The organism is Paraburkholderia lycopersici (genome assembly GCF_900096975.1).
Taxonomy (GTDB): domain Bacteria; phylum Pseudomonadota; class Gammaproteobacteria; order Burkholderiales; family Burkholderiaceae; genus Paraburkholderia; species Paraburkholderia lycopersici.
The window spans coordinates 14,085-34,189 of record NZ_FMYQ01000046.1 but is presented as its reverse complement, the minus strand read 5'-3'; the positions used below and the strand labels follow the sequence as shown (position 1 = coordinate 34,189).

Here is a 20,105-nt window from a genome sequence, read left to right as displayed (position 1 = left end):
TCGTAGCCGGTGAGCCAGTTCATGTTCGTCGGATCGGTGACGATCAGCAGTTCGACGCCCGCCTTCTGCATCGCGCTGCGCGTCCTGGCAATGCGGCTGTCGTACTCGCTTCGCTCGAATGCGAGGCGAGGTCCGGATGCTCCCGCCTGCCCTTCTTCGGTTGCTGACATCATTCCCTCTCAGTGTCTGACCTTGTCAAGCGTGGTTGTCGAAAATCGTTCCGGCCGCCGCCGCGCGTGCGCGTTGCAGCGCAAGCACCGCGATCGCGGTGTCCTGCGCGCCGGTGCCGGTCAGATCGCAAATGGTGACGTCATCCGCGTGCGTGCGGCCTTCCCGGCGTCCGGCGATCACTTCGCCGAGTTCGGCGAAGTTCGCATCGGCTGCCACCGCGCCCGCGCGAATCGCATGCGAGAGTTCGCCGAGCACACGCGTCTGCGAAAGCCGATCGCAGATATAGCGCGCCGCCGCGAACACCGATGGCGATATTTCCGTCTTGTACTCGGCGTCGGCGCCCATCGCGGTCACGTGCAGGCCCGCGTGCAGGTCTTGCGCGCCGACGAGCGGCTCCCGGCTCGGCGTGGCTGTAACCGCGACGTCCGCGTTCGCGAGCGCTTCGTGCACCGAACCGGCGACCGTGCAAAGCAGGCCGTAGTCGCGGCTCATGTCCGCCGCGTAGCGTTCGGCTTGCGGCACGTCGGGTGACCAGACGGCGACCGATTCGATGTTGCGCACGAGCATCAGCGCCTTCAGTTGCAGGCGCGCCTGCTCGCCCGCGCCGATGATCGCCGCGTGCTTCGCGTTCCGGCGCGAAAGCCAGCGTGCAGCCACGGCGCCGGCGGCGGCGGTACGGACCGCGGTCAGATAGCCGTTGTCGAGCAGCACCGCCTCGGTAAGGCCGGTGCGCGCGGACAGCACGAGCATCAGCCCGTTCAGGCTCGGCAGGCCAAGCGAAGGGTTGTTGAAAAAACCCGGGCTCACCTTGATTGCGAAGCTGTCGAAGCGCGGCAAATAGGCGGTCTTCACGTCCACTTCGCCGTTGTGCTCCGGCATCGCGAGACTCAGGATCGGCGGCATCGCGACCGACTCGGTCGCGAGCGACACGAATGCCGATTCGACCTGGTCGATCGCAGCGACGTCGAGCGGCACGAGCAGGCGCAGTTGCGCTTCGCTCAGCAGCGTGATCGGGCGACGCATATCAGTTCTCCGAAATGAGGTACAGGTGCTCGACGCGCCCCGACGAGCCTTTGGCGCCCGCGCCGCAAACGTCGGCAAGCATGAGCGAAGACATGAGGCGCGCTACCTGTGGAAGGTTTAGTGCGGCCCAGTCTAATGTCGCCAAAACGCCTTTTGAATGTACTGATACAATTCGCGCACCTCGCGATTTCCTGCCGCACCATGGGAATTGATAAGGATTTCGAACCAGATAATCCGCCACATGAAAATCGAGAAGGCATCGGCACTTTCCTAATACTTCGGCAATGATGTAGAGCGCTTCCCTGCGCACCGAATCGGTCACTTTCGCGCCGGCGTCCCGCCGCATGGCGTTCGGCCGTGGCGCACCGCCAGCGCCATGGCTGCAATCTGCCGGTTGCACAACTCGCGCCGAAGCTTGACGGCCACCTCGCATACGCGCCGTAGCGCGTTGGCGACGCGAGTCCGAAGATCCCGTGCCCGGAGCCGTACCCGTCGACTTTGAGCTTGTTCAGCGTAAACCCCAACCAGTTCGCGCAACCGGTCACGCCGTGGCTGTCCGCCGCGCCGTTGCCCACGCGTTGCGTGTCCGCCCGCGGCGCATGCCCGGGCGCGAGCCGCGCGCCGCGGCGGCCGACATCCCGTCCGCCCTTCCCGCTGGGTTGTTTCTCCCTTCCACTGGCGCTCATCGCCGCGCGAAAGCACGCCCGAAAATTATTGTCCTAGAGCAATCAGTAATAAAAATATGGCTCTATATGCTCCGTCCATATCAGCGGACCAGCGACTGCAAGTCCTTGCTGGATGCGGGTTTTTCACTAGCCGCAAGCCTGCCGGCAGCGGGCGGCGACACTTCAAAAGCGACGGGCCACCACGGGAACGAATCGACATGAAACTAAAGACAGCAATCAGCGCACTCGGCGCAATGTGCATCGCGGCCGGCGCGGCCACCACGGCGGCGCATGCGGAAACCACGCTGCAGCGCATCCAGCGCACCGGCGAAGTGCGCATCGGCTACGCGAACGAAAAGCCGTTCGCCTATACGACGCCGGACGGCACGGTCACCGGCGAGTCGCCGGAAATCGCGCGCAAGATTTTCGCCAAGCTCGGCGTGAAAAAGGTCGATGCGGTGCTGACCGAATGGGGCTCGCTGATTCCGGGCCTGCGCGCGGGACGCTTCGACGTGATCGCGGCAGGCATGTACGTGACGCCTGAGCGCTGCAAGCAGGTCGCGTTCGCCGATCCGCAGTACCAGATCCAGGACACGCTGCTCACGCTGCCGGGCAACCCGAAGAACCTGCACAGCTATGCGGACATCGGCAAGAACCCGGACGTCAAGCTCGCGGTGATGGCCGGTTCGGTCGAATTCGGCTACGCGCGCGAATCGGGTGTGAAAGACGTTCAACTGCTGCAGGTGCCGGACACCACCGCGCAATTACAAGCTGTGCGCGCCCACCGCGCGGACGCGTCGGCCGGCACCGCGCTGACGATGAAGGACCTCGCCGCGAAAGCGCCCGACCAGGTCGAAGCGATCCAGAAGTTCACCGACGATCCGAAGCACACGGGTTACGGCGCACTCGCATTTCGTCCGGAGGATACCGATCTGCGCGACGCCGTGAACAAGCAACTGCACGCCTGGCTCGGCACGCCGGACCATCTGTCGACGGTCGCACCGTTTGGCTTCGACAAGTCGAACGTGACGAACAAGACCGCTGCTCAACTGTGCGGCGGCTAAACGACCGCGCATGATGCGCCGTGCGCAGCGTGTCCGTTTGCGACGCGCTACGCACGGCACCGCCAACTGTCATCGCAGGCAAGGAGCCACCATGGGCGACCTCAACGAATTATTGCCTCTGCTGCTGAAAGGCGCCGGGCTCACCATCGGCATCGCCGCCTGCGCGATCGTGCTCGCAATCGCCCTGGCGGGCATCGCCACCTTGTTGCGCGCCGCGCCGTGGCGCCCGGTTCGCTGGATCGCGAACGCGTACGTCGAGGTGTTCCGCGGCACGTCGCTGCTCGTGCAGCTCTTCTGGTTCTTCTTCGTGCTGCCGCTGCCGCCGCTTCACATCGAACTGACGCCGTTCACGGTCGCGGTGGTCGGGCTCGGGCTGCACTACGGCGCCTATGGCTCGGAAATCCTGCGCGGCGCGCTGCACTCGGTGCCGGGCGGCCAGTACGAAGCCGCGCTCGCGCTGAACATGTCGGCTCGCACGCGACTCCTTCGCGTGGTGCTGCCGCAGGCGATGATCAACGCGCTGCCCCCGGGCATGAACCTGATGATCGAACTGATCAAGGGCACCTCGCTCGTGTCGCTGATTACGCTCTCGGACCTCACGTTCCGCGCGCGACAGCTCGACGAGGCGACGTTCAAGACCGCCGAAATTTTCGCGCTCACGCTGATCATCTACTTCCTGATCGCCCAGGTGCTGGTGCTGCTGATGCGCCGCGTCGAACGCCGCGTGAGCCACGGGATCCTGCAAGGAGGTGCACGATGAACCCGTTTTTTGACGTCAGCTACGCGCTGCAAATCGCGCCGGCGCTGCTGCACGCGTGCCTGTACACGATCGGCATCACGCTGGTCGGCTTCACGATCGCGCTTGTGCTCGGCCTCGTGTTCGCACTGCTGCGGCGCAGCCGGGTTCGCGCCGTGTCGCGTTCGACGGCGTTCGTCGTCGAATTCATCCGCAGCACGCCGCTGCTGATCCAGGTGTACGTGCTGTTCTACGTCGCGCCGCTCTACGGCCTCACGATGAGCGCGCTGACCGCCGGCACGATCGGCATCGCGGTGCATTACGCATGCTACGTCTCCGAGGTCTATCGCGCCGGGATCAACGGCGTGCCGCGCGGCCAGTGGGAAGCGGCGTGCGCGCTGTCCCTGTCGCACTCGCGCACCTGGCGCGCGGTGATCCTGCCGCAGGCGATCCGGCCCGTGATTCCGGCCCTCGGAAACTACCTCGTGGCGATGTTCAAGGACACGCCGGTATTGTCGGCCATCACCGTTGTCGAACTGATGCAGCAGGCGAAGAACATCGGGTCGGAAACGTTCCGCTACCTCGAACCAATCACGATGACGGGGCTATTTTTCCTCGTCATCAGCATCACGTTCGCATCGGGCGTGCGGCATCTGGAACGGCGCGTCAGACTGCCGTGAGCCGCGCCACGAGCCCAACAACGGACGAAACGGTCATGGAAACTCAGGAGAAGCAGATGAAACGGGATCTCGACCCCGCCCTCGGCGCTGTCGCCGACGCACAGCAGGACCAGCCGATGGTGCGCTTTCGCGGCGTGACCAAACGCTACGGCACGCTGACCGTGCTGGACGAACTGGATCTCGACATCGCACGCAACGAGAAAGTCGCGATCATCGGGCCTAGCGGTTCGGGCAAGTCGACGCTGCTGCGCGTGCTGATGACGCTCGACCCGCTGACATCGGGAATGATCGAGGTGGACGGCGAGCCGCTCACGCACATGCGCCGCAACGGCGCGCTGGTGCCGGCGAACGACCGCCACGTGCGCGCGGTGCGCAGCAAGATCGGCATGGTGTTCCAGAGCTTCAACCTGTTCCCGCATATGACTGCGTTGCAGAACACGATCGAAGCGCCGCTGCGCACGCTCGGCATGAGCCGGCGCGACGCGATCGAGCGCGGCCGCGAACTGCTGTCGATGGTCGGCCTGTCCGACAAATGCGACCACTATCCGTCGCAGTTGTCCGGCGGCCAGCAGCAGCGCGTCGCGATTGCGCGCGCGCTCGCCATGCGACCGAAGGTGATGCTGTTCGACGAAGTGACCTCGGCGCTCGACCCCGAGCTGTGCGGCGAGGTGCTGAACGTCGTGCGCCGTCTCGGCGCCGAGCACAACCTGACGATGCTGATGGTTACGCACCAGATGGGCTTCGCGAAGGAATTCGCGGACCGTGTGTGCTTCTTCTCGCAAGGCAAGATCATCGAGCAGGCGCCGCCGCAGCAGTTCTTCACGTCGCCGCAGCACGAACGCACGCAGCAGTTCCTGCGCGCGGTGCGCGAAGCCACCTGATCGACGGGCGGCGCGCACTTGCCGCCCGGTTCCACGTAGTCGCCACGTAGTCGCCACGTAGTCGCCTCGACTGCCGCACCCTTCACAAGCGCGGCGTCACACGCAATTTGTTTTGTCGTCCTGAAAGATTTTCTTCCCGCCGGCGTTTCTCGCAGACGGCGGGAATCCCCCCGGGCGGAGGCAACCGGCTCCGCCCTTACTCTTCTAACGAGACCACTAGGCCATGAAAACAAGCTGGAAAATATGGGTTCCCGCGCTGTTCGTCTGCGGGGCGGCACACGCGCAAAACACAGTCACGCTGTATGGGCTGCTCGACGAAGGCTTGAACTACACGAATAACGCGGGGCACGGCGCCGCGCTCAAGATGAGCAGCGGCGACGTGCTCGGCAGCCGCTTCGGCCTCAAGGGGTCCGAGGACCTGGGCGGTGGCCTGAGCGCTGTCTTCCGGCTTGAAAACGGCTTCAACGCGAGCAACGGCGCGCTCGGCCAGGGCGGCCGCCTGTTCGGCCGCCAGGCCTACGTGGGCCTCAGCTCGGCCCAGTACGGTACGCTCACGTTCGGTCGCCAGTACGATCCAACCTCGGACCTGTTCTCCGCGATGACGGCGGCCGGCAACTGGGCGGGCAACGTCGCGTCGACCCCGTTCGACAACGACAACGCCGACTGGGACTTCCGGGTGAACAACTCGGTGAAGTACGCGTCGCCGACGGTGGCCGGCTTCAGCGGCGAAGCGATGTACGCGTTCAGCAACACGGCGGGCGGCTTCGCCGAAAACCGCGTCATCAGCGCGGCCGGTCAGTATGAGGTCGGCGGCCTGAAGGCAGTGGCCGGCTACCTGCGGATCGACCATCCTGGCCTCGGCACGGCGGGCGCGGTCACCAGCGACTCGGTGTTCGACGCGCGCAGGCACGAGACCATCGACGCGGCTGTCTCGTACCAGTTCAGCAAGGCGCTGATCGGCTTCGCGTACTCGCACGCGAACGTCGACGACCCGACCGGCAGCGCGTACTTCACGCAGCCGGTCACGCCGGCCAACGGCGGCACGTGGACGTCGTGGAAATTCGACAACTTCCAGGTGAACGGCCAGTACTTCATCACGCCGGCACTGTGGGCCGGTGCGTCGTACACCTACACGATCGGCCACCTCGACACGACAGCCGGCAATTACCAGCCGAAGTGGCACACCGCGTCGCTGATGCTCGACTATGACCTCAGCAAGCGCACGTCGTTCTACATCCAGGGTGCGTATCAGCACGTGCAGAGCGCCAACACGGGCACGCAGTTCGACAATGCGCAGACGCCTGCTTCCGCCGGCATCTCGTCGTCGCCGAACCAACTGGTGGCGCGCGTCGCGATGGTCCAGAAGTTCTAGGCGGTGCATCGGGGCGGAACGGGGATATCCGCTTTTTTTGCGCGAGCCGATGCGAGAAAGCCCTTCTTTTACCTTGTCGCGAAAGAAGGGCTTTCGCCGGGGATGAGCCCCCGATCCCATTGCACGGGTCTCATGAAGCTTACCGAAGCAGGTGCGCTCAGCGCGGCTCGGCAACGTAGCCGGCTTCGTCCCCGTCCACCTCCGATGTCATGATGACGCGATTGCGTCCCGCCGCCTTCGCCACGTAAAGCGCCGCGTCGGCCCGCACCAGCGCGCTCTCCAGCGTGTCCGCGGGCACGAGCCTGCCGACGCCGGCGCTAAGCGTGCAGGCCACGCCCCCGGCAGACGAGCGTTCGACCGCAAGTCTCAACGCATTCGTCAAGGTCGCCGCGTCGTGCTTGCCTGCGGACGCGAACACGATCGCGAACTCTTCGCCACCGAGCCGTCCGAAGAGATCGCCTGCCCCGAGCTGGGCGGCTACGACCGAGGCGACGTGCGCAAGCAGTCGATCGCCGACCGCATGACCAAAACCGTCGTTGACTGCCTTGAAGTTGTCGATGTCGAGAATGACGATCGACAATGCGCCGCCTCGTTCCCGCGCCTGCGAAAGCAGGACATTCGCCTTTTCCATGAACGCGCGCCGCGTCAGTGCGCCCGTCAGCTCATCGATCGTCGCGAGCTTTTCCATCTTCCGGAGAACGCGGTCGTGTGCAAGCATCACCATGCCCGTCGACAGGCATGGCAGCGTGACGATCGCGAGCCCGAGAAGCGCCACGTTCCATGGCGAAGGCTGCAGGAACGAGAGCGACGGCACAACGCCGAAGGCGATCGCGATAGTTCGCGCGATGGACACCAACGCACCGAGCCAGGCGGCCGCGGTAACGAGCCGGCAGGCGTAGCGCGATCCCTCGCCGGCCGCGTGACGCAGCGCCAGGGTCCCCACTGTGATCCGCCCATAGGCCAACCCTATGGAGATGAGCATGCCTCTCGCGCCAACGTTGGGCGACACGCGCGTAAAGTACAGGAGCACGACGAAGACAACGAGGAGTGCCACGCACTCGCCGCGCCGCACAGGGCTCACGCCAAAAAATTGACGCGTACCTTGCACGAGCAACATTACGGCGCCCAGCGTCGTCATAGAAACGCCGATCATGGTGATCGCGCCGGCCCCGGCGCCGGCGAGCAGCACCCACGACGAGGCAACGGCCAGCATGGCATAGCCCAGGCACCAGCGGCTCACGCCCGGCACCGCGGACCGGATCAACGAACCGAGAATGGCGACGCTCATCAGGCAGGAAACGGTCAAGATCCCGAACAGAGTGAAGGCGCTGAGCATGAGAATGGGCCGGGCAACGAAAGAAGAGCGAAGCGGGACGGGCGAAGCGGCAATCCTCTGACCGCGCGGATTGTGCTGATTACGCTGATTGTTCCGACTGAAAGCGGATAGAAAACTGCCATGACCGCACTTCGCCGTACCGTCGGGTGCGTATCGTATCGCAGGTTTCGCCGGAAGACACCGCCCGGGTCGGCTCCTGTTGATCCGGACCGCCAAACCACGCAATGTTGCCGGCACGGGCGCCCTGCAATCGCCCGGTATCGGCACACGAGTGCTCCGAGTCGGGACAACTGTGTGACAGCGTGACGGCCAGTCGCGACGATGAGGAGGGCACCGAACCTGTAGCCATTTCGGAACTTGCCCTTGCGAGCGAATGTGCAGAAGTGGAGCAATGCCAGCGCGCCGGTGTGTTGGTTCGGAACAGGCCGACGGGTCATTTCTGGCGCAAAGTCCCTGAAAAATGGGCTTCTCATGCACTGGTACGGTTCGTGCAAGAAAGGGGGCGGGTGTCGAGACAACCCACATAACCTTTGGAGACGACATGAGTTACCTGAGCATCGCCGATCGCACCGACAGCTTCTTCATTCCCTGCGTCACACTCATCGGACCGGGCTGCGCACGCGAGACAGGCTCGCGTGCCAAAGCGCTGGGCGCAAAAAAGGCGCTCATCGTGACCGACGCCGGCCTGCACAAGATGGGGCTGTCCGAGATCATTGCGGGCTATATCCGCGAGGCCGGGCTGCAGGCCGTCATCTTCCCGGGCGCCGAGCCCAATCCCACCGACGTCAACGTCCATGACGGCGTCAAACTGTACGAGAAGGAACGGTGCGACTTCATCGTTTCGCTGGGCGGCGGGTCCTCGCATGACTGCGCCAAGGGCATCGGCCTCGTGACCGCGGGCGGTGGCCACATCCGCGACTACGAAGGCGTCGACAAGTCCAGCGTTCCGATGACGCCGCTCATCTCGATCAACACGACGGCGGGCACGGCTGCGGAGATGACGCGCTTTTGCATCATCACCAATTCCAGCAACCACGTGAAGATGGCCATCGTCGACTGGCGCTGCACGCCGCTCATCGCGATCGACGATCCGCGCCTGATGGTCGCCATGCCCCCCGCGTTGACCGCGGCCACCGGCATGGACGCGCTGACCCACGCGGTCGAGGCCTACGTCTCCACGGCGGCCACGCCCATTACCGACGCCTGCGCGGAGAAGGCCATCGCGCTGATCGGCGAATGGCTGCCGAAGGCGGTGGCCAACGGCGAATCCATGGAAGCGCGCGCGGCGATGTGCTATGCGCAGTACCTCGCCGGCATGGCGTTCAACAACGCGTCGCTCGGTTACGTGCATGCGATGGCGCATCAGCTCGGCGGTTTCTACAACTTGCCGCACGGCGTGTGCAACGCGATCCTGCTGCCGCACGTTTCGGAATTCAACCTCATTGCCGCGCCCGAACGCTTCGCGAGCATTGCCGCACTGCTTGGCGTCAACACGGCAGGCCTTTCCACCACGGAAGCGGCGGCAGCGGCCATTACCGCCATCCGCGGCCTGTCGGGGTCCATCGGCATTCCGTCGGGCCTGGCGGGGCTCGGCGTGAAGGCAGAAGACCACGAAGTCATGGCGCACAACGCGCAGAAGGACGCGTGCATGCTGACCAACCCGCGCAAGGCCACGCTCAACCAGGTCATCGCCATCTTCCAGGCGGCCATGTAAGACATGGCATCCCCTCGATGGCAACGCCTCAAGGGGAGCCCCGCAGTCGTGACTGCGCCGGTTCCATCAACGCGTGTGATTGCCGGCGCATCTTGCATTTCAGTCCATCATGGACTGATGTCATTGATTTGCACTCCAAATATAAATTGGAAACTCCCACCTCCTCAGACTCTTTTCCCCTTGAATATTCGCGCTGACAAAGCACGATCGACAGAGGGTCTCGGGCGCGCGGACTCCTTGACCTGCTAGCACTCACCGCATACCGCTCGATGTGCGGACTGTGTCCGGCCATCCACGCTACCGCCCAGGCGCGCGACGCGGCGGTAGATGACTATGACTTCGGTTACGGCCGGTAAGCGAGGCGCTATACCAGTGAATAGCGCCCTCGATTTTTCGCAGGCGCTTGCGGATTCGCCCGGCAGTCGGGAAGGCAACGCGCGCCACCGCAGAGGCTTTTCGGCGATACCGGGCGCAAGTGAGAATCAGGACTAACCCGGCGGCGTAGGCGCAAGAAACTCTGCGTCCGACCTTGCATCTTCTGCTTCAACCCGATCGCGCCCATGGCATTTTGCCTGGTAAAGCAACTGATCGGCACGCCGAAGCAATGACTCGAGCTGCGATTTGTCTTTGCACATATCGACTGCGACGCCAAAGCTCGCGCTAATCGAAAATACGGTCCCCGAGTCGGCGGCAATCGTCTTCTCCGACAATCGTTTTCTGAATCGCTCGACCATTTGCAGCGCATTTGCGGCGGCCTCGCCTTCGATGAGCACGACAAATTCCTCCCCGCCAAGACGGGCAACCAGATCGGACCGCCTCCACGTATTGCGGCACAAATCGGCGATGACCTGGAGTGCGCGGTCGCCGGCTGCATGGCCGTAAGTGTCATTGATGCGCTTGAAGTGGTCGATATCGAACATGACCAGCGCTATCGGCCTGGCGGGGACACCTGGCTTCGTGCAGATCGCTTCCGCGCGACTTTCGAACGCGCGCCGGTTCAAAAGCTGAGTAAGCGCATCTGTTTCAGCCATGACCGTAAGCTGGGTGATCAATTCGCGACGCTCCTGTTCCAGATGCGTACGCTGCAGGCTATTCGCGCGCAAAACGCGCACTGCATCGAAGAGTGCGGCGATCTCGCCGCGATATTTTTGCCGCGGTACGTCGATGGAGTAGTCTCCGGCGGCAATAGCACGAATGAGCCGCGTCGCTATCGCAAACGGGCGTATGACCTGTTGTCGCAGCAGCCAGGTCGAAAGCAGCAGAACGGCCACCAAAGTTACCGAGACCGCGACCATGACGGTCAGCAGCGCGAACTGGGCGTCGCGCTGGGAAACGATTTCTCTTTTTGCCAGCGCGAGGACGTCGTCGCGAAACTCGATGACAGGACCCATGAGCGGGACGTAGTGCTGCGCAAACTGCGCAGTCGTAATCGATGCCGCATGCGTCAGCGCCTGGGCACGAATGCTGGCGACGTAATCCATGCCGTCACCGAAGTACTGCACGCGCATCTCGGTGAATGCACGGCCGCGCAGGGCTGTCTCGTCCTGAGCGCGAGGATCGATAAGTTTGCGCAGTTCGTCGATCCGTCCGAGCGTGCGTTCAATCGAGTACTGCTCCGAAAGGCTTAGCGGCCTCGCGCGCACCAGGGCCGGCGTAAATTGCGAGCCTAACTGGCCCGCCTGATCGCGCAGCTCGGTTGCCAGACGGGCGAGAATCAGATAATTCAGGGTCTTCGGGTCGCCGCGCGCAATCGTTTCCAGGCTCGGTTGCGAAACAAACAGAAGCTGGGGGATTACCGCAACCATACGCCGGACCACATTGCCCACATCGGCGTCGGTACGGTCCTCGCGCACGGCTCGGAGCGAGAGGTCTGCCTGCTTGCGTGCTGCCGCGAGTTCACCGAGTGCACGCTCCACCATGGCGCGCTGCGCGGCGCAGGCGGGGCAATTTTCCGCCGCGAGATCGTCAAGAAGTTGCTGTATGCGGGTATCGCTTCGCATTCGCGCGGCCTTCAGTGCTGCCATTCGCTCGCGGGGAACCGGCAGCGATTCCCCCAGCGCACCATTGGTCGGCCCGCGCTCTGCCGATACCGCTTCAATGGCGAGCAAGACATCGCTGAATATTCGTAACGCAGACTCCGACCGGATAGTCGCTATGTAAGCGCGCCACTGATGGGCGAGCAACAAGCCATTGAGCATGAAGAGAAGCATTCCCGTGACAACTCCGACGGTGATGATGCGTCGGCCGGGCGAGATGGGACGAGCGGTTTCGGGCGTCACGACAAAGGCTCGGATTATTGGTCTTGGTAGTTTTCCGGTCCTGCGCCGTGAGCGGTTACGCAAACGCTGCGTGCGCACCGCCAGGGTAACCGGCGGAGGAAATGTGCTGAGAGCACCTGCATCGTGTTACAGCACGGGGCACTATTTTAACTGCACGCAATTACATTACCCTAACGTAATTTTGCGGAGGGCATTGATGCGGTTGTCGCGCCGCCTCCGCACGGGAATGTCGGGTTCGGCGCCCTAGCCCCAAGTGCCTGACTCACTCCAGTCCGCAGAGCCGTCGGTCCAGCGGGCGTGGGCGATACAGGGAAACACCGGGATACGACACGCCACAATGATCGTTAGCGCCCAAAGATGCGGCCGATCCAATCCCGATGGCACCAACGCCGCCGCGCCAAAGCCGGTTGCAGAGACGGCGCCGAAACGGAGCACCGCGTCAGCGTTCGCTTGCTGGAGAAGCGCCAGCAACGAAGTGCTGCCTGAAAAGACGTCCGGATTCGCGCAATCCCTTGCCAGTGCGAATCGCACACTTCGCTTCGCCGCTACTGTGCCTGGCGCGGCTGGCAGGACGAGGACCCACGCGGGGCGCGGCAAAAGTTACGGCGCACCCTCCGGTAATTGCGCCTTGGACGCGTGCGCGAAGCGACTCATCATGAGACTCGCCGCGGCCTGCATCTCCTCGGCCTGGTCGCCCTGCCCGTGCTGCGCGCGCACCTGAAACAGATCGAGCCGCGCGCGCGTGAGGCCGGCAGCCGCCGCGGGCGCGAGCAGGCGCTCGGCTGCGTCGAGATCGTGCGGCAGCAGTTTGCCCTCCATATATGTTTCGCCGAGCAGCGCCTGCGCCACCGGGAAGTTGTGCGCAGCCCCCTGCCGATAAAACGCGAGCGCCGCGCGCCGGTCATGCGTTCCGCCCGCGCCGGTGTCGTATATGAGGCCCAGAGTCGTCATCGCAGTCGCGTCGCCCTGGCGCGCGCGCGTGCGCAGCGCCGCGATGCTGCGCGCATTCGCATCGCGCGCGGCGTTGGCAATGTGCGCGTCCACGTCGTCCCAGGCGTCGGCGCGCGCGGTGCCGTCGTCGGAATCCGTGGCATCCGCGGTCGCCGTCGTCGATCCCAATGCGGCATGGCGCACGGCGGCCAGCGCTTGCGGCAATGCCGGCAAGGGCTCCTCACCCGGTCCGCCCCGCCCGCGTGTGCCGCGCGATGCCGCGCGCATGTCGCCCTTCAGCGACGGCGGCGGCATCACGCCGTTGGCACGCGCCGGCGCGGGAGCCGCAAGCACGAAATCGCCGTTCAGTCCGCTCGCGATCCACGGCTGCTGGCCGCCCGCGCTGACGTCAGCGACCTGCTGCTGCGTATGTTCGAGCGCCTGCTTGATCGTCGCGCCCGGCATCTGCAGGTTCGGCGCGAGAAACCATGCAAAGGGGCTGTCGTCCACGGCCTTGCCGAAGGTGCGCATCGAATCGTAGGCCACGCCGTCGTTGCTCGTGGAATAGGCGATGAGTTCGCCGTGCGCGGCAGGCTCGCGCTTGAGCACCGTTACCGGACCGCCGCGCGACGAGGTCCGGCACGCATCGATGAGCGCGATCGTCACGGGCGGCGAACCATGGCGGATCGACGCTCGGATTGCCGCGAGCTTGAGCGTGCGCGAGACCAGCATCGCATGCGTCATCGAGGCGACCGGCGCACCCGCGTGCACCGGCACGAGAAAGTTCTCGCCGTTCGACTCGAAGCCATGGCCCGCGAAATAGAAAAGCACGACGCCCGCCTGCGCGCTCTGGTCCGCAAGCCAGTTCACTTCGGCCTTGAACTCCTCGATGCTGAGATTGGTCGCGACGTGCACGTCGAAGCCGAGTCGCCGCAGCGCATCGCCCACGCGCCGCGCATCGTTCACGGGCGTTTGCAGACGGTCCGAGCCGTCGTAGGCCGCGTTGCCGATCACGAGCGCAACCTTGCCGCCCGCAGCCGCAACCGGTGACGCGTGCAGGCAAGCTGCGAGGCACGCGAGCGACAGCGCCGCGCGCGAGCGGCGCAGCAGCCGGCCAATGAGTCGTGAGCGTTCCATCGCGCGCCTATTTGCCCGCACAACCGGCAGGCGGCTCGATACGGGCAGCAAGGCGCTGCGCTTCGGGGCTCTGCAGCAACGCGGCACGCGAATCGGCATCGTGCGTCGCGATGCGGTAGCGGCCCGCGTCGTCCGGACCTGCCGCGATGTTCGCGCCGTACAGCGTCAGCCATTCGCGCAGTTGGCGCTCGGTCACGCCACCCTTGAACGTAACCCAGACGTCGGCGCACGAAACGGTCGCACCGCGCGTTACGCTTGCGTCGCCGCCCTGCTGCGCCGGCACCGCACCGCCCGATGCGCCGATGAAATGCGCGATCACGCCCGACTGCGCGATCACGAGCGCAATCAGCGCGGGCTGAAGCACATTGCCGTGCGCGCGCCACCATGCGCGCAAACGCCGATGCCAGGGCTCGTGCGCCGGATTGCGGGCGGGTACCGCCTCGCGCGGCGGCATTTCGGTGGGCGCGTCGGGCGAAGAAGCCGGCGCGTGAATGCCGAGCGTCGCCGCGAGACGCGCGAACGACGCGTCGGCGGTGGCATCCGCATGCTCTTCCGCGGCGACCTGAGCGGCGGCGCGCAACGTGGCCAGCTCCGCTCGCTGCGCGGGATCGTCGGCCGCGTCCGCGAGGTAGCGCATGCGCTCATCGAGCGTCAGTTCGTTGCGCATGTACGCGAGCGCGTGATCGCGTGACGGCGCACCCCGGTCGCCGGTACCGCCCTCGCGATCGTTGCTTCGATTGCGATCGTCGCTCATACGCGCCCTCCCATCTGCTTTTCGACACAGGCCACCACGCTCGCCTTCGCCTCCGAAATGCGCCGCCGCACCGCGACCGCCGAGCCCGAGTTCGTCTGCGCCTGGATGCGCACGTCCTCCTCGCCGATCAGCGCGAGCGCGAAGGTGCGCCGCGCGAGCGCCGAGAGCTTGTCGAGACACCGTTCGACAAAGCGGCGTCGCTGCTCGATATCGGCGAGCCAGTCGGTGCGCCGCTCGAGTGCTTCGAGATCGAACATCAGCCGGTCAATCGCGTCCTCGTCCTCGGCGAGCGCATCGAGCGACTCGCTGCGCTTCATCGCCGTGACGATCTCGCGCACGCGGCGGCGAGCCTGGTTGCGCACCGTGCCGTGCAGGTAACCCGCGAGCGCGGCCTCGAAGCGCGTGCTGTCCGCCAGCGCGCCGGCTTCGATGCGGAATTTGCCGGGCATGGTGAAGACGGCGGCCACGCCGACCTGCCAGGCGTCGTCGACGTCGTCGTCATCGAGCATCGGATGATGATGGCGCGCGTACACGATGAACTGGCGCCGATGCGTGTCGATGAACGCGCGCATCCGGCTCGAGTTCGTGAAGCGCTCGAAGACAGCGGCCACCTCGGCGGCGCTCGCGTATTCGATCGCGACGACATCGTTTGCGTGCGCGCTCATCGCCGGGTCTCGCAAATGCGCGTACGGCGCGACGGCTGCCACGAATCTCGAAGGAAAGCGGTAACGAAGCCTGACATCGCTGGAAAGGTGGTCTGTGTCGTTTGTTTTTTCGCCTCGTGGCCCGCTGCGGTTTTCCGCTACATGCGTCGCGCATGCAAAACGGGCGTTGAAGAAGGCGCGCTCATTATAAGCGCGTCCGCTGCAAAAAAGATTTTGAAAAAACGCCGAACAAATCTTCTGCGCGAGTGAATACCCATTAAGACGAACGCAACGGCGCACGTTATCCGCGCCCCGACGCGACGTCCATCTGAACCGTTCATCCGCTTGCGCCATCAGCCGGCGCGCACGGTCGCGAAGCTCATAAACAAGGGAATACAATCATGCAGAAAACCGTCCTGAACCGCATCGCCCTGTCGTTCGCCGCAGCCGGACTTTCGGCGATGCTCGCCGCCTGCGGCGGAGGCGGAAGCGGAAGCGGCAACAACGAGACCAACGATTCGACGCCGCCCGCGAGCGGCACGGCGACGCCGCTTGCCGCCGGCAAGCGCTTCGTGGGCACGGTGAGCTTCGGCGATACGGTGCGCGTCGATCTCGACAGCCCCGCCGCCGGCCAGCTCACGCTCACCTTCGTCGATTCGCAATTCGGCCTCGCAGGCGCGCTGGTCGGCAAGTACACCAAGCAGGCCACGAGCCAGGGCACGGCCTACTCGGCAAGCGCGCTGAGCGCGGACGGCGCGCCCGCCGCATTGACGGCAGCCGCCGCCAACATCCGGCTCGACCTCACGCTCGCCGCCGACGCAGGACAGCACGGTCTCCTGAGCGGCGCGCTCCAGAACGTGCCGAACGTGAAGGCTGCGGACGGATCGCTGCTGCAAGGACAGATTCTCGCGACCAACAACGGCGTGACGAGCGCGGCGGCGCTCGCGGGCACGTACAGCTTCGTGAAGCTCTCTGGCAATTATTCGGCGGGTGGCGTCCCGCAAGGCGATCAGGACGCCGAAGCGGGCCAGGTGAAGATCGACGCCGACGGCACGCTGCGCTTCTGCTCGGGCCAGCCGTGGTCGGCAACCTGCACGAACTACGATCCTTCGAGCGGCAATGCCACGACGGACACCGGCACGATCATGGCCGATCCGAACCAGGCGCTCTATCCCGGCGCCTTCGACATTACGCTCGGCGGCAATCTGCTCGGCCGCGCCTTCGTGAGCGCGCAACAGGGCGCCACGTCGATCTTCATCGATCAGGCGGGCAACAACACCGACGGCACCTTCCGCACCGGCACGTGGACGCTCACCAGCGCGAACGCCCTTGCGGCCGGTGCGCTCGACGGTACGTGGACCTGCACGGAACCCGGCGTGGCCGACAACAGCAATCGCCTGACCGGCGCGGCGCAGACCACGCTCGCACGATTCTCCGGCACGCAATTGCAAGCGCTCAACGCAGACGGCTCCGCAAGCACGCAAATGGCGCCTGTCTCGCTCTTCTACAACCGCACCTTCGATCCTCGCGCGTCGCAATCGCAGCTCACGCTCGCCCCGGCGAACGTGGCTGGCCTCGTGGCGGGCCAATGGACCGGCTCGTATCAGAACCAGAGCGTCACGGGCGCGTTCATGTTCCTGCCGGTCAGCGCCACGCAGATCAGCTACCTCGACGAAGTGAACGCCAATGGCTTCTTCGTGATGGGCACGTGCACGCGCTGAGCCCATACGTCACCCCTGATCAACGTTCGGAGACCCCCTCCCATGTCGAATGCCTGTCAACATTGCGGCGCGGCGCTGAGCGCCGATCATGCCGTCTGCGACGCTTGCGGCGTGCCGTCAATCGCGGCCGCGCCGGGCGCCGCCCCAGCGGCCGCGTCGTTCGATGCGGCGATCGCGCGCCGCGCGCGCGTGCTGCGCGACGCCTCGGCGGGCGACGGCCTGCTGTCCGCGGACGGCCGTCAATATCCGTTCTCGCTCGAGTCGCACTGGCGCAGCGACGTTGCGCCCGCCGTGAACATGGCCGTCGACGCGCGCTTCTCCCCCGCGGGTGAACTGATCGACGTTCGCGCGGTGAGCGAGGCCGCGCAGCAGCAGGAAACGCTCAACGCGGCCGTGAACGAGGCACGCGAAGTCGCCACGCACACGCTCGCGCGTCTGCGCAGCACGGGCGCGCCCGTGGCGACGGCGTTCGTCGGGCGCGTCGGCTACGCGAATCTCGCGGCGATCGCGCTGCTCGCGCTCGGCTGGTTCGCCTTCGACACGATCTCGATCCGCATCACGTCCGTGTCGAGCATCGGCCTTACGTTCTACGACATGTTGCGCGCGCTGCATTCGATGAACGATATTGCCGGACTCGAGGGCGCGACGCGCGGCAGCGCGGGTTTTTACGGGCTGCTCGCGTGGGCGTCGCTCGCGCTGTGCGTCGCGCCCTTCTTCGTCGATGCGCGGCGGCTGTGGCTCGGGCTCGCGAGTCCGCTCGCATTCGGCCTCGCCGTTGCGGCGGGACTGTACTGGAAAATTTCCACGGCGATGAGCGCGCTCGCCGGCGGTAACGACGAGGTGTCGCAGCTCGCCAGCGGATATGCACGCGAACTCGCCGCCGAAATGTTCAAGGCGCTTTCCTTCGGATTCGGCTTCTATCTGGCGCTCGCTGCTTCTGTGTTTCTCGCGGTACGTGGCGTCATGCGCTATCGAGCGAAATAAACCGCGGGCAACACGTTGCGAAATTCATGCCGCCATCTTGATTCGGCATTCTAATTATTCATATCCATTCGAGGCTCACGAAATGAAACCGTCAATCCGCACGCTCGTCGCATTCGCCGCCCTCGCCGCGATCACGGGCCTGTCCGCTTGCAGCAAGTCCAGCGATTCGACGCAGGCCGCCGCTCCCGCATCGGCACCCGCCGCGAATCTCACCGATCTCGCCTCGCCCGCCGCGCAAAAGCAGATCGCCGACAAGTCGCTGCCGAACGGCGACGCCTCGCGCGCGCTCGCCGACTTCCGCACGATCGACAGCGGCAACGAGGTGATGTTCCTGTACTACGGCCTGTCGAGCCTGCCGGCCGACTACGACAAGATCGCCCAGTCGTACTCGCGCGACTACCAGACGACGGGCGACAGCTTCCGCAAGCAGGATCTGCTCAAGGCGCTCAAGCCGCGCATCGACGCTGCGATCGCCGCCGCCAAGGACAGCCGCTACGTGGTGCTCAACGCGCCGGGCGCATCGCTCGACGCCTACGACTTCACGCGCAAGGGTTTCCAGGTGACGAACGTCGCGCAGCCCGGCTCGTATCAGTATTTCTTCGACAATTCGAACTACACGGTCGAATATACGAACGGCGCGGATCACACTTTCATCAAGGTCGACGATGAAGCGGCGGCCCGCGCAATCGAGGAAATGCGCAGCCACTACCGGCCGCTCACGGTGCGCCTCTATGCGTTCGCGCAGGACGCCGATCCCGCATCGAACCGGGTCAAGCTGCAGATCCTGCATACGCAACTGCTCGATGCATCGGGCCGCGTTCTCGTGCAGTCGTGAGTCGAACCGCGAGGCATCCGGATCGTAACGTCGGGGCGCGAAGACCGCTCAGGCGAAGGCAAAGGCGACCGCGCCCTCGCGCGGCATGGGGCGACAGCGCAATCGGCTACCGTCGCTCGCCGCTACGGCATGACCGCCGAGGGCCATCTACGCGCGGACGACATCGATTTCCACCGACGCGCCAGGGCCCCTATCGGCCGCTCCCAACCGTTCGGTGCCCGCCCGCCATATCCGGCGGAGCGTTCTCCAGCACGAAGGCGTCGCCAGCCAGCACCGACGTGCCGGCGGTGTCCGCGACGAGCCGCTCGATGTCCGCGAGCGCGCCGATCGCCGCGCGCCGTCCGGAGCCGCGGGCAAAGTCGCACGCGGCCTCGACTTTCGGCCCCATCGATCCGGCCGCGAAATCCAGCGCGGCAAGCGCCTCTGGCGACGCGCGGCGGACCAGCCGCGCGCCGGGCCTCCCCCAGTCGAGATAGACGCCCGCCACGTCGGTCGCGATCACGAACAGGTCCGCATCGACCTCGCGTGCGAGCAGCGCCGCGCTGCGGTCCTTGTCGACGACCGCCTCGACGCCGCGATGCTGGCCGTCCTTCGTCTGCGCAACCGGAATCCCCCCGCCGCCCGCGCAGACGACAATCGCCTGCCGCGCGAGCAACGCGCGCACCGGCTCGATCTCCAGAAAGCGCAGCGGACGCGGGCTCGGCACGACGCGACGGTAACCGTCGCCGTCCGCGGCGACCGCCCAGCCGTTGACGCGCGCCGCCTCGGTCGCCGCCGCCTGCGCGAGCATCGGTCCGACCGGCTTGTCGGGCCGCCCGAAGGCCGGGTCGTCCGCGCTCACCTCGACCATCGTCAGCAGCGTCGCGCACGGGCGCGATGCCGGTAGCCGGTTGCGCAACTCCAGTTCGATCAGATAGCCGATCATGCCTTCGGTCTCGGCGTCGAGCACGTCGAGCGGAAAGCGTTCGGCGGGCGACGCCTGCCCGGACAGCGCCGCGAGCAACCCCACCTGCGGGCCGTTGCCGTGCACGATCACAAGCTCGTTGCCTTCGGCCACGCCCGCCAGCTGCGCGGCGGCCAGTCTCACGTTTTGCAGCTGCGCCGCGGCGCTCATCGCCTCGCCGCGCCGCAACAGCGCATTGCCGCCGAGTGCGACCACGATACGCATCGGTTGCCCCC

At 65.5% G+C, this 20,105-nt stretch carries 17 protein-coding genes; 9 read left to right on the top strand and 8 right to left on the bottom strand.

Annotated elements, in window-relative coordinates:
• Window positions 1-170: aminopeptidase P family N-terminal domain-containing protein (locus BLU17_RS30770; RefSeq protein WP_176929244.1), on the bottom strand; the 170-nt coding region annotated here is incomplete at its 3' end.
• 25 nt (window positions 171-195) lie between these two features.
• Window positions 196-1,194: a cyclodeaminase gene (locus BLU17_RS30765; RefSeq protein WP_092006099.1), complete on the bottom strand. Its 999-nt coding sequence runs from the start codon at window positions 1,192-1,194 to the stop codon at window positions 196-198.
• Between the two features lie 883 nt (window positions 1,195-2,077).
• On the opposite strand from BLU17_RS30765, the gene ehuB reads away from it, so the two are divergent.
• From ehuB to BLU17_RS30740, 5 genes are all read left to right on the top strand, one after another.
• Complete coding sequence (ehuB, locus tag BLU17_RS30760) at window positions 2,078-2,923, top strand: ectoine/hydroxyectoine ABC transporter substrate-binding protein EhuB (protein ID WP_092006096.1); 846 nt, start codon at window positions 2,078-2,080, stop codon at window positions 2,921-2,923.
• A gap of 91 nt (window positions 2,924-3,014) precedes the next feature.
• The gene (ehuC, locus tag BLU17_RS30755) at window positions 3,015-3,683 is read left to right on the top strand and encodes an ectoine/hydroxyectoine ABC transporter permease subunit EhuC (protein WP_092006093.1); all 669 of its coding nucleotides are present in this window, start codon (window positions 3,015-3,017) and stop codon (window positions 3,681-3,683) included.
• The gene (gene ehuD / locus BLU17_RS30750) at window positions 3,680-4,339 is read left to right on the top strand and encodes an ectoine/hydroxyectoine ABC transporter permease subunit EhuD (RefSeq protein WP_092006090.1); all 660 of its coding nucleotides are present in this window, start codon (window positions 3,680-3,682) and stop codon (window positions 4,337-4,339) included. Before ehuC ends, ehuD begins: the two co-directional genes overlap by 4 nt.
• Window positions 4,340-4,395: 56 nt before the next feature.
• Window positions 4,396-5,220: an ectoine/hydroxyectoine ABC transporter ATP-binding protein EhuA gene (ehuA, locus tag BLU17_RS30745; protein WP_245747094.1), complete on the top strand. Its 825-nt coding sequence runs from the start codon at window positions 4,396-4,398 to the stop codon at window positions 5,218-5,220.
• 223 nt (window positions 5,221-5,443) lie between these two features.
• The gene (locus BLU17_RS30740; protein WP_092006085.1) at window positions 5,444-6,592 is read left to right on the top strand and encodes a porin; all 1,149 of its coding nucleotides are present in this window, start codon (window positions 5,444-5,446) and stop codon (window positions 6,590-6,592) included.
• 157 nt (window positions 6,593-6,749) lie between these two features.
• Here BLU17_RS30740 and BLU17_RS30735 read toward each other — a convergent pair whose 3' ends face one another.
• The gene (locus BLU17_RS30735; RefSeq protein WP_092006082.1) at window positions 6,750-7,928 is read right to left on the bottom strand and encodes a GGDEF domain-containing protein; all 1,179 of its coding nucleotides are present in this window, start codon (window positions 7,926-7,928) and stop codon (window positions 6,750-6,752) included.
• 541 nt (window positions 7,929-8,469) lie between these two features.
• Here BLU17_RS30735 and mdh point away from each other — a divergent pair.
• Entirely contained in the window at window positions 8,470-9,642 is a 1,173-nt protein-coding gene (mdh, locus tag BLU17_RS30730) for an iron-dependent methanol dehydrogenase (protein WP_092006079.1), read from the top strand.
• Between the two features lie 488 nt (window positions 9,643-10,130).
• Here the strand turns inward: mdh and BLU17_RS30725 are convergent, their stop codons facing one another.
• From BLU17_RS30725 to BLU17_RS30710, 4 genes are all read right to left on the bottom strand, one after another.
• Window positions 10,131-11,921: a GGDEF domain-containing protein gene (locus BLU17_RS30725; protein WP_143189386.1), complete on the bottom strand. Its 1,791-nt coding sequence runs from the start codon at window positions 11,919-11,921 to the stop codon at window positions 10,131-10,133.
• 600 nt (window positions 11,922-12,521) lie between these two features.
• Entirely contained in the window at window positions 12,522-13,988 is a 1,467-nt protein-coding gene (locus tag BLU17_RS30720) for a caspase family protein (protein ID WP_176929243.1), read from the bottom strand.
• 7 nt (window positions 13,989-13,995) lie between these two features.
• Window positions 13,996-14,742, bottom strand: a complete 747-nt coding sequence (locus BLU17_RS30715; RefSeq protein WP_092006070.1) for a hypothetical protein — start codon at window positions 14,740-14,742, stop codon at window positions 13,996-13,998.
• Window positions 14,739-15,407, bottom strand: a complete 669-nt coding sequence (locus tag BLU17_RS30710) for an RNA polymerase sigma factor (RefSeq protein ID WP_092006067.1) — start codon at window positions 15,405-15,407, stop codon at window positions 14,739-14,741. Before BLU17_RS30710 ends, BLU17_RS30715 begins: the two co-directional genes overlap by 4 nt.
• Window positions 15,408-15,787: 380 nt before the next feature.
• Here BLU17_RS30710 and BLU17_RS30705 point away from each other — a divergent pair, with 380 nt between their 5' ends.
• From BLU17_RS30705 to BLU17_RS30695, 3 genes are all read left to right on the top strand, one after another.
• A complete protein-coding gene (locus tag BLU17_RS30705; RefSeq protein ID WP_092006063.1) occupies window positions 15,788-17,107 on the top strand; it encodes a hypothetical protein in 1,320 nt (439 codons plus the stop codon).
• 42 nt (window positions 17,108-17,149) lie between these two features.
• Window positions 17,150-18,091: a hypothetical protein gene (locus tag BLU17_RS30700; RefSeq protein WP_092006059.1), complete on the top strand. Its 942-nt coding sequence runs from the start codon at window positions 17,150-17,152 to the stop codon at window positions 18,089-18,091.
• An 82-nt stretch (window positions 18,092-18,173) separates the two neighbouring features.
• Window positions 18,174-18,926: a hypothetical protein gene (locus tag BLU17_RS30695; RefSeq protein WP_092006056.1), complete on the top strand. Its 753-nt coding sequence runs from the start codon at window positions 18,174-18,176 to the stop codon at window positions 18,924-18,926.
• Window positions 18,927-19,116: 190 nt separating this feature from the next.
• On the opposite strand, the gene BLU17_RS30690 is transcribed toward BLU17_RS30695, so the two are convergent.
• Entirely contained in the window at window positions 19,117-20,094 is a 978-nt protein-coding gene (locus tag BLU17_RS30690) for a carbamate kinase (RefSeq protein WP_092006054.1), read from the bottom strand.
• Window positions 20,095-20,105 lie beyond the last annotated feature (11 nt).

Coding starts and splice junctions, on each gene's coding strand:
- BLU17_RS30765 (WP_092006099.1), bottom strand. CDS start 1,194: ATGCGTCGCCCGATCACGCTGCTGAGCGAAGCGCAACTGCGCCTGCTC.
- ehuB (WP_092006096.1), top strand. CDS start 2,078: ATGAAACTAAAGACAGCAATCAGCGCACTCGGCGCAATGTGCATCGCG.
- ehuC (WP_092006093.1), top strand. CDS start 3,015: ATGGGCGACCTCAACGAATTATTGCCTCTGCTGCTGAAAGGCGCCGGG.
- ehuD (WP_092006090.1), top strand. CDS start 3,680: ATGAACCCGTTTTTTGACGTCAGCTACGCGCTGCAAATCGCGCCGGCG.
- ehuA (WP_245747094.1), top strand. CDS start 4,396: ATGAAACGGGATCTCGACCCCGCCCTCGGCGCTGTCGCCGACGCACAG.
- BLU17_RS30740 (WP_092006085.1), top strand. CDS start 5,444: ATGAAAACAAGCTGGAAAATATGGGTTCCCGCGCTGTTCGTCTGCGGG.
- BLU17_RS30735 (WP_092006082.1), bottom strand. CDS start 7,928: ATGCTCAGCGCCTTCACTCTGTTCGGGATCTTGACCGTTTCCTGCCTG.
- mdh (WP_092006079.1), top strand. CDS start 8,470: ATGAGTTACCTGAGCATCGCCGATCGCACCGACAGCTTCTTCATTCCC.
- BLU17_RS30720 (WP_176929243.1), bottom strand. CDS start 13,988: ATGGAACGCTCACGACTCATTGGCCGGCTGCTGCGCCGCTCGCGCGCG.
- BLU17_RS30715 (WP_092006070.1), bottom strand. CDS start 14,742: ATGAGCGACGATCGCAATCGAAGCAACGATCGCGAGGGCGGTACCGGC.
- BLU17_RS30710 (WP_092006067.1), bottom strand. CDS start 15,407: ATGAGCGCGCACGCAAACGATGTCGTCGCGATCGAATACGCGAGCGCC.
- BLU17_RS30705 (WP_092006063.1), top strand. CDS start 15,788: ATGCAGAAAACCGTCCTGAACCGCATCGCCCTGTCGTTCGCCGCAGCC.
- BLU17_RS30700 (WP_092006059.1), top strand. CDS start 17,150: ATGTCGAATGCCTGTCAACATTGCGGCGCGGCGCTGAGCGCCGATCAT.
- BLU17_RS30695 (WP_092006056.1), top strand. CDS start 18,174: ATGAAACCGTCAATCCGCACGCTCGTCGCATTCGCCGCCCTCGCCGCG.
- BLU17_RS30690 (WP_092006054.1), bottom strand. CDS start 20,094: ATGCGTATCGTGGTCGCACTCGGCGGCAATGCGCTGTTGCGGCGCGGC.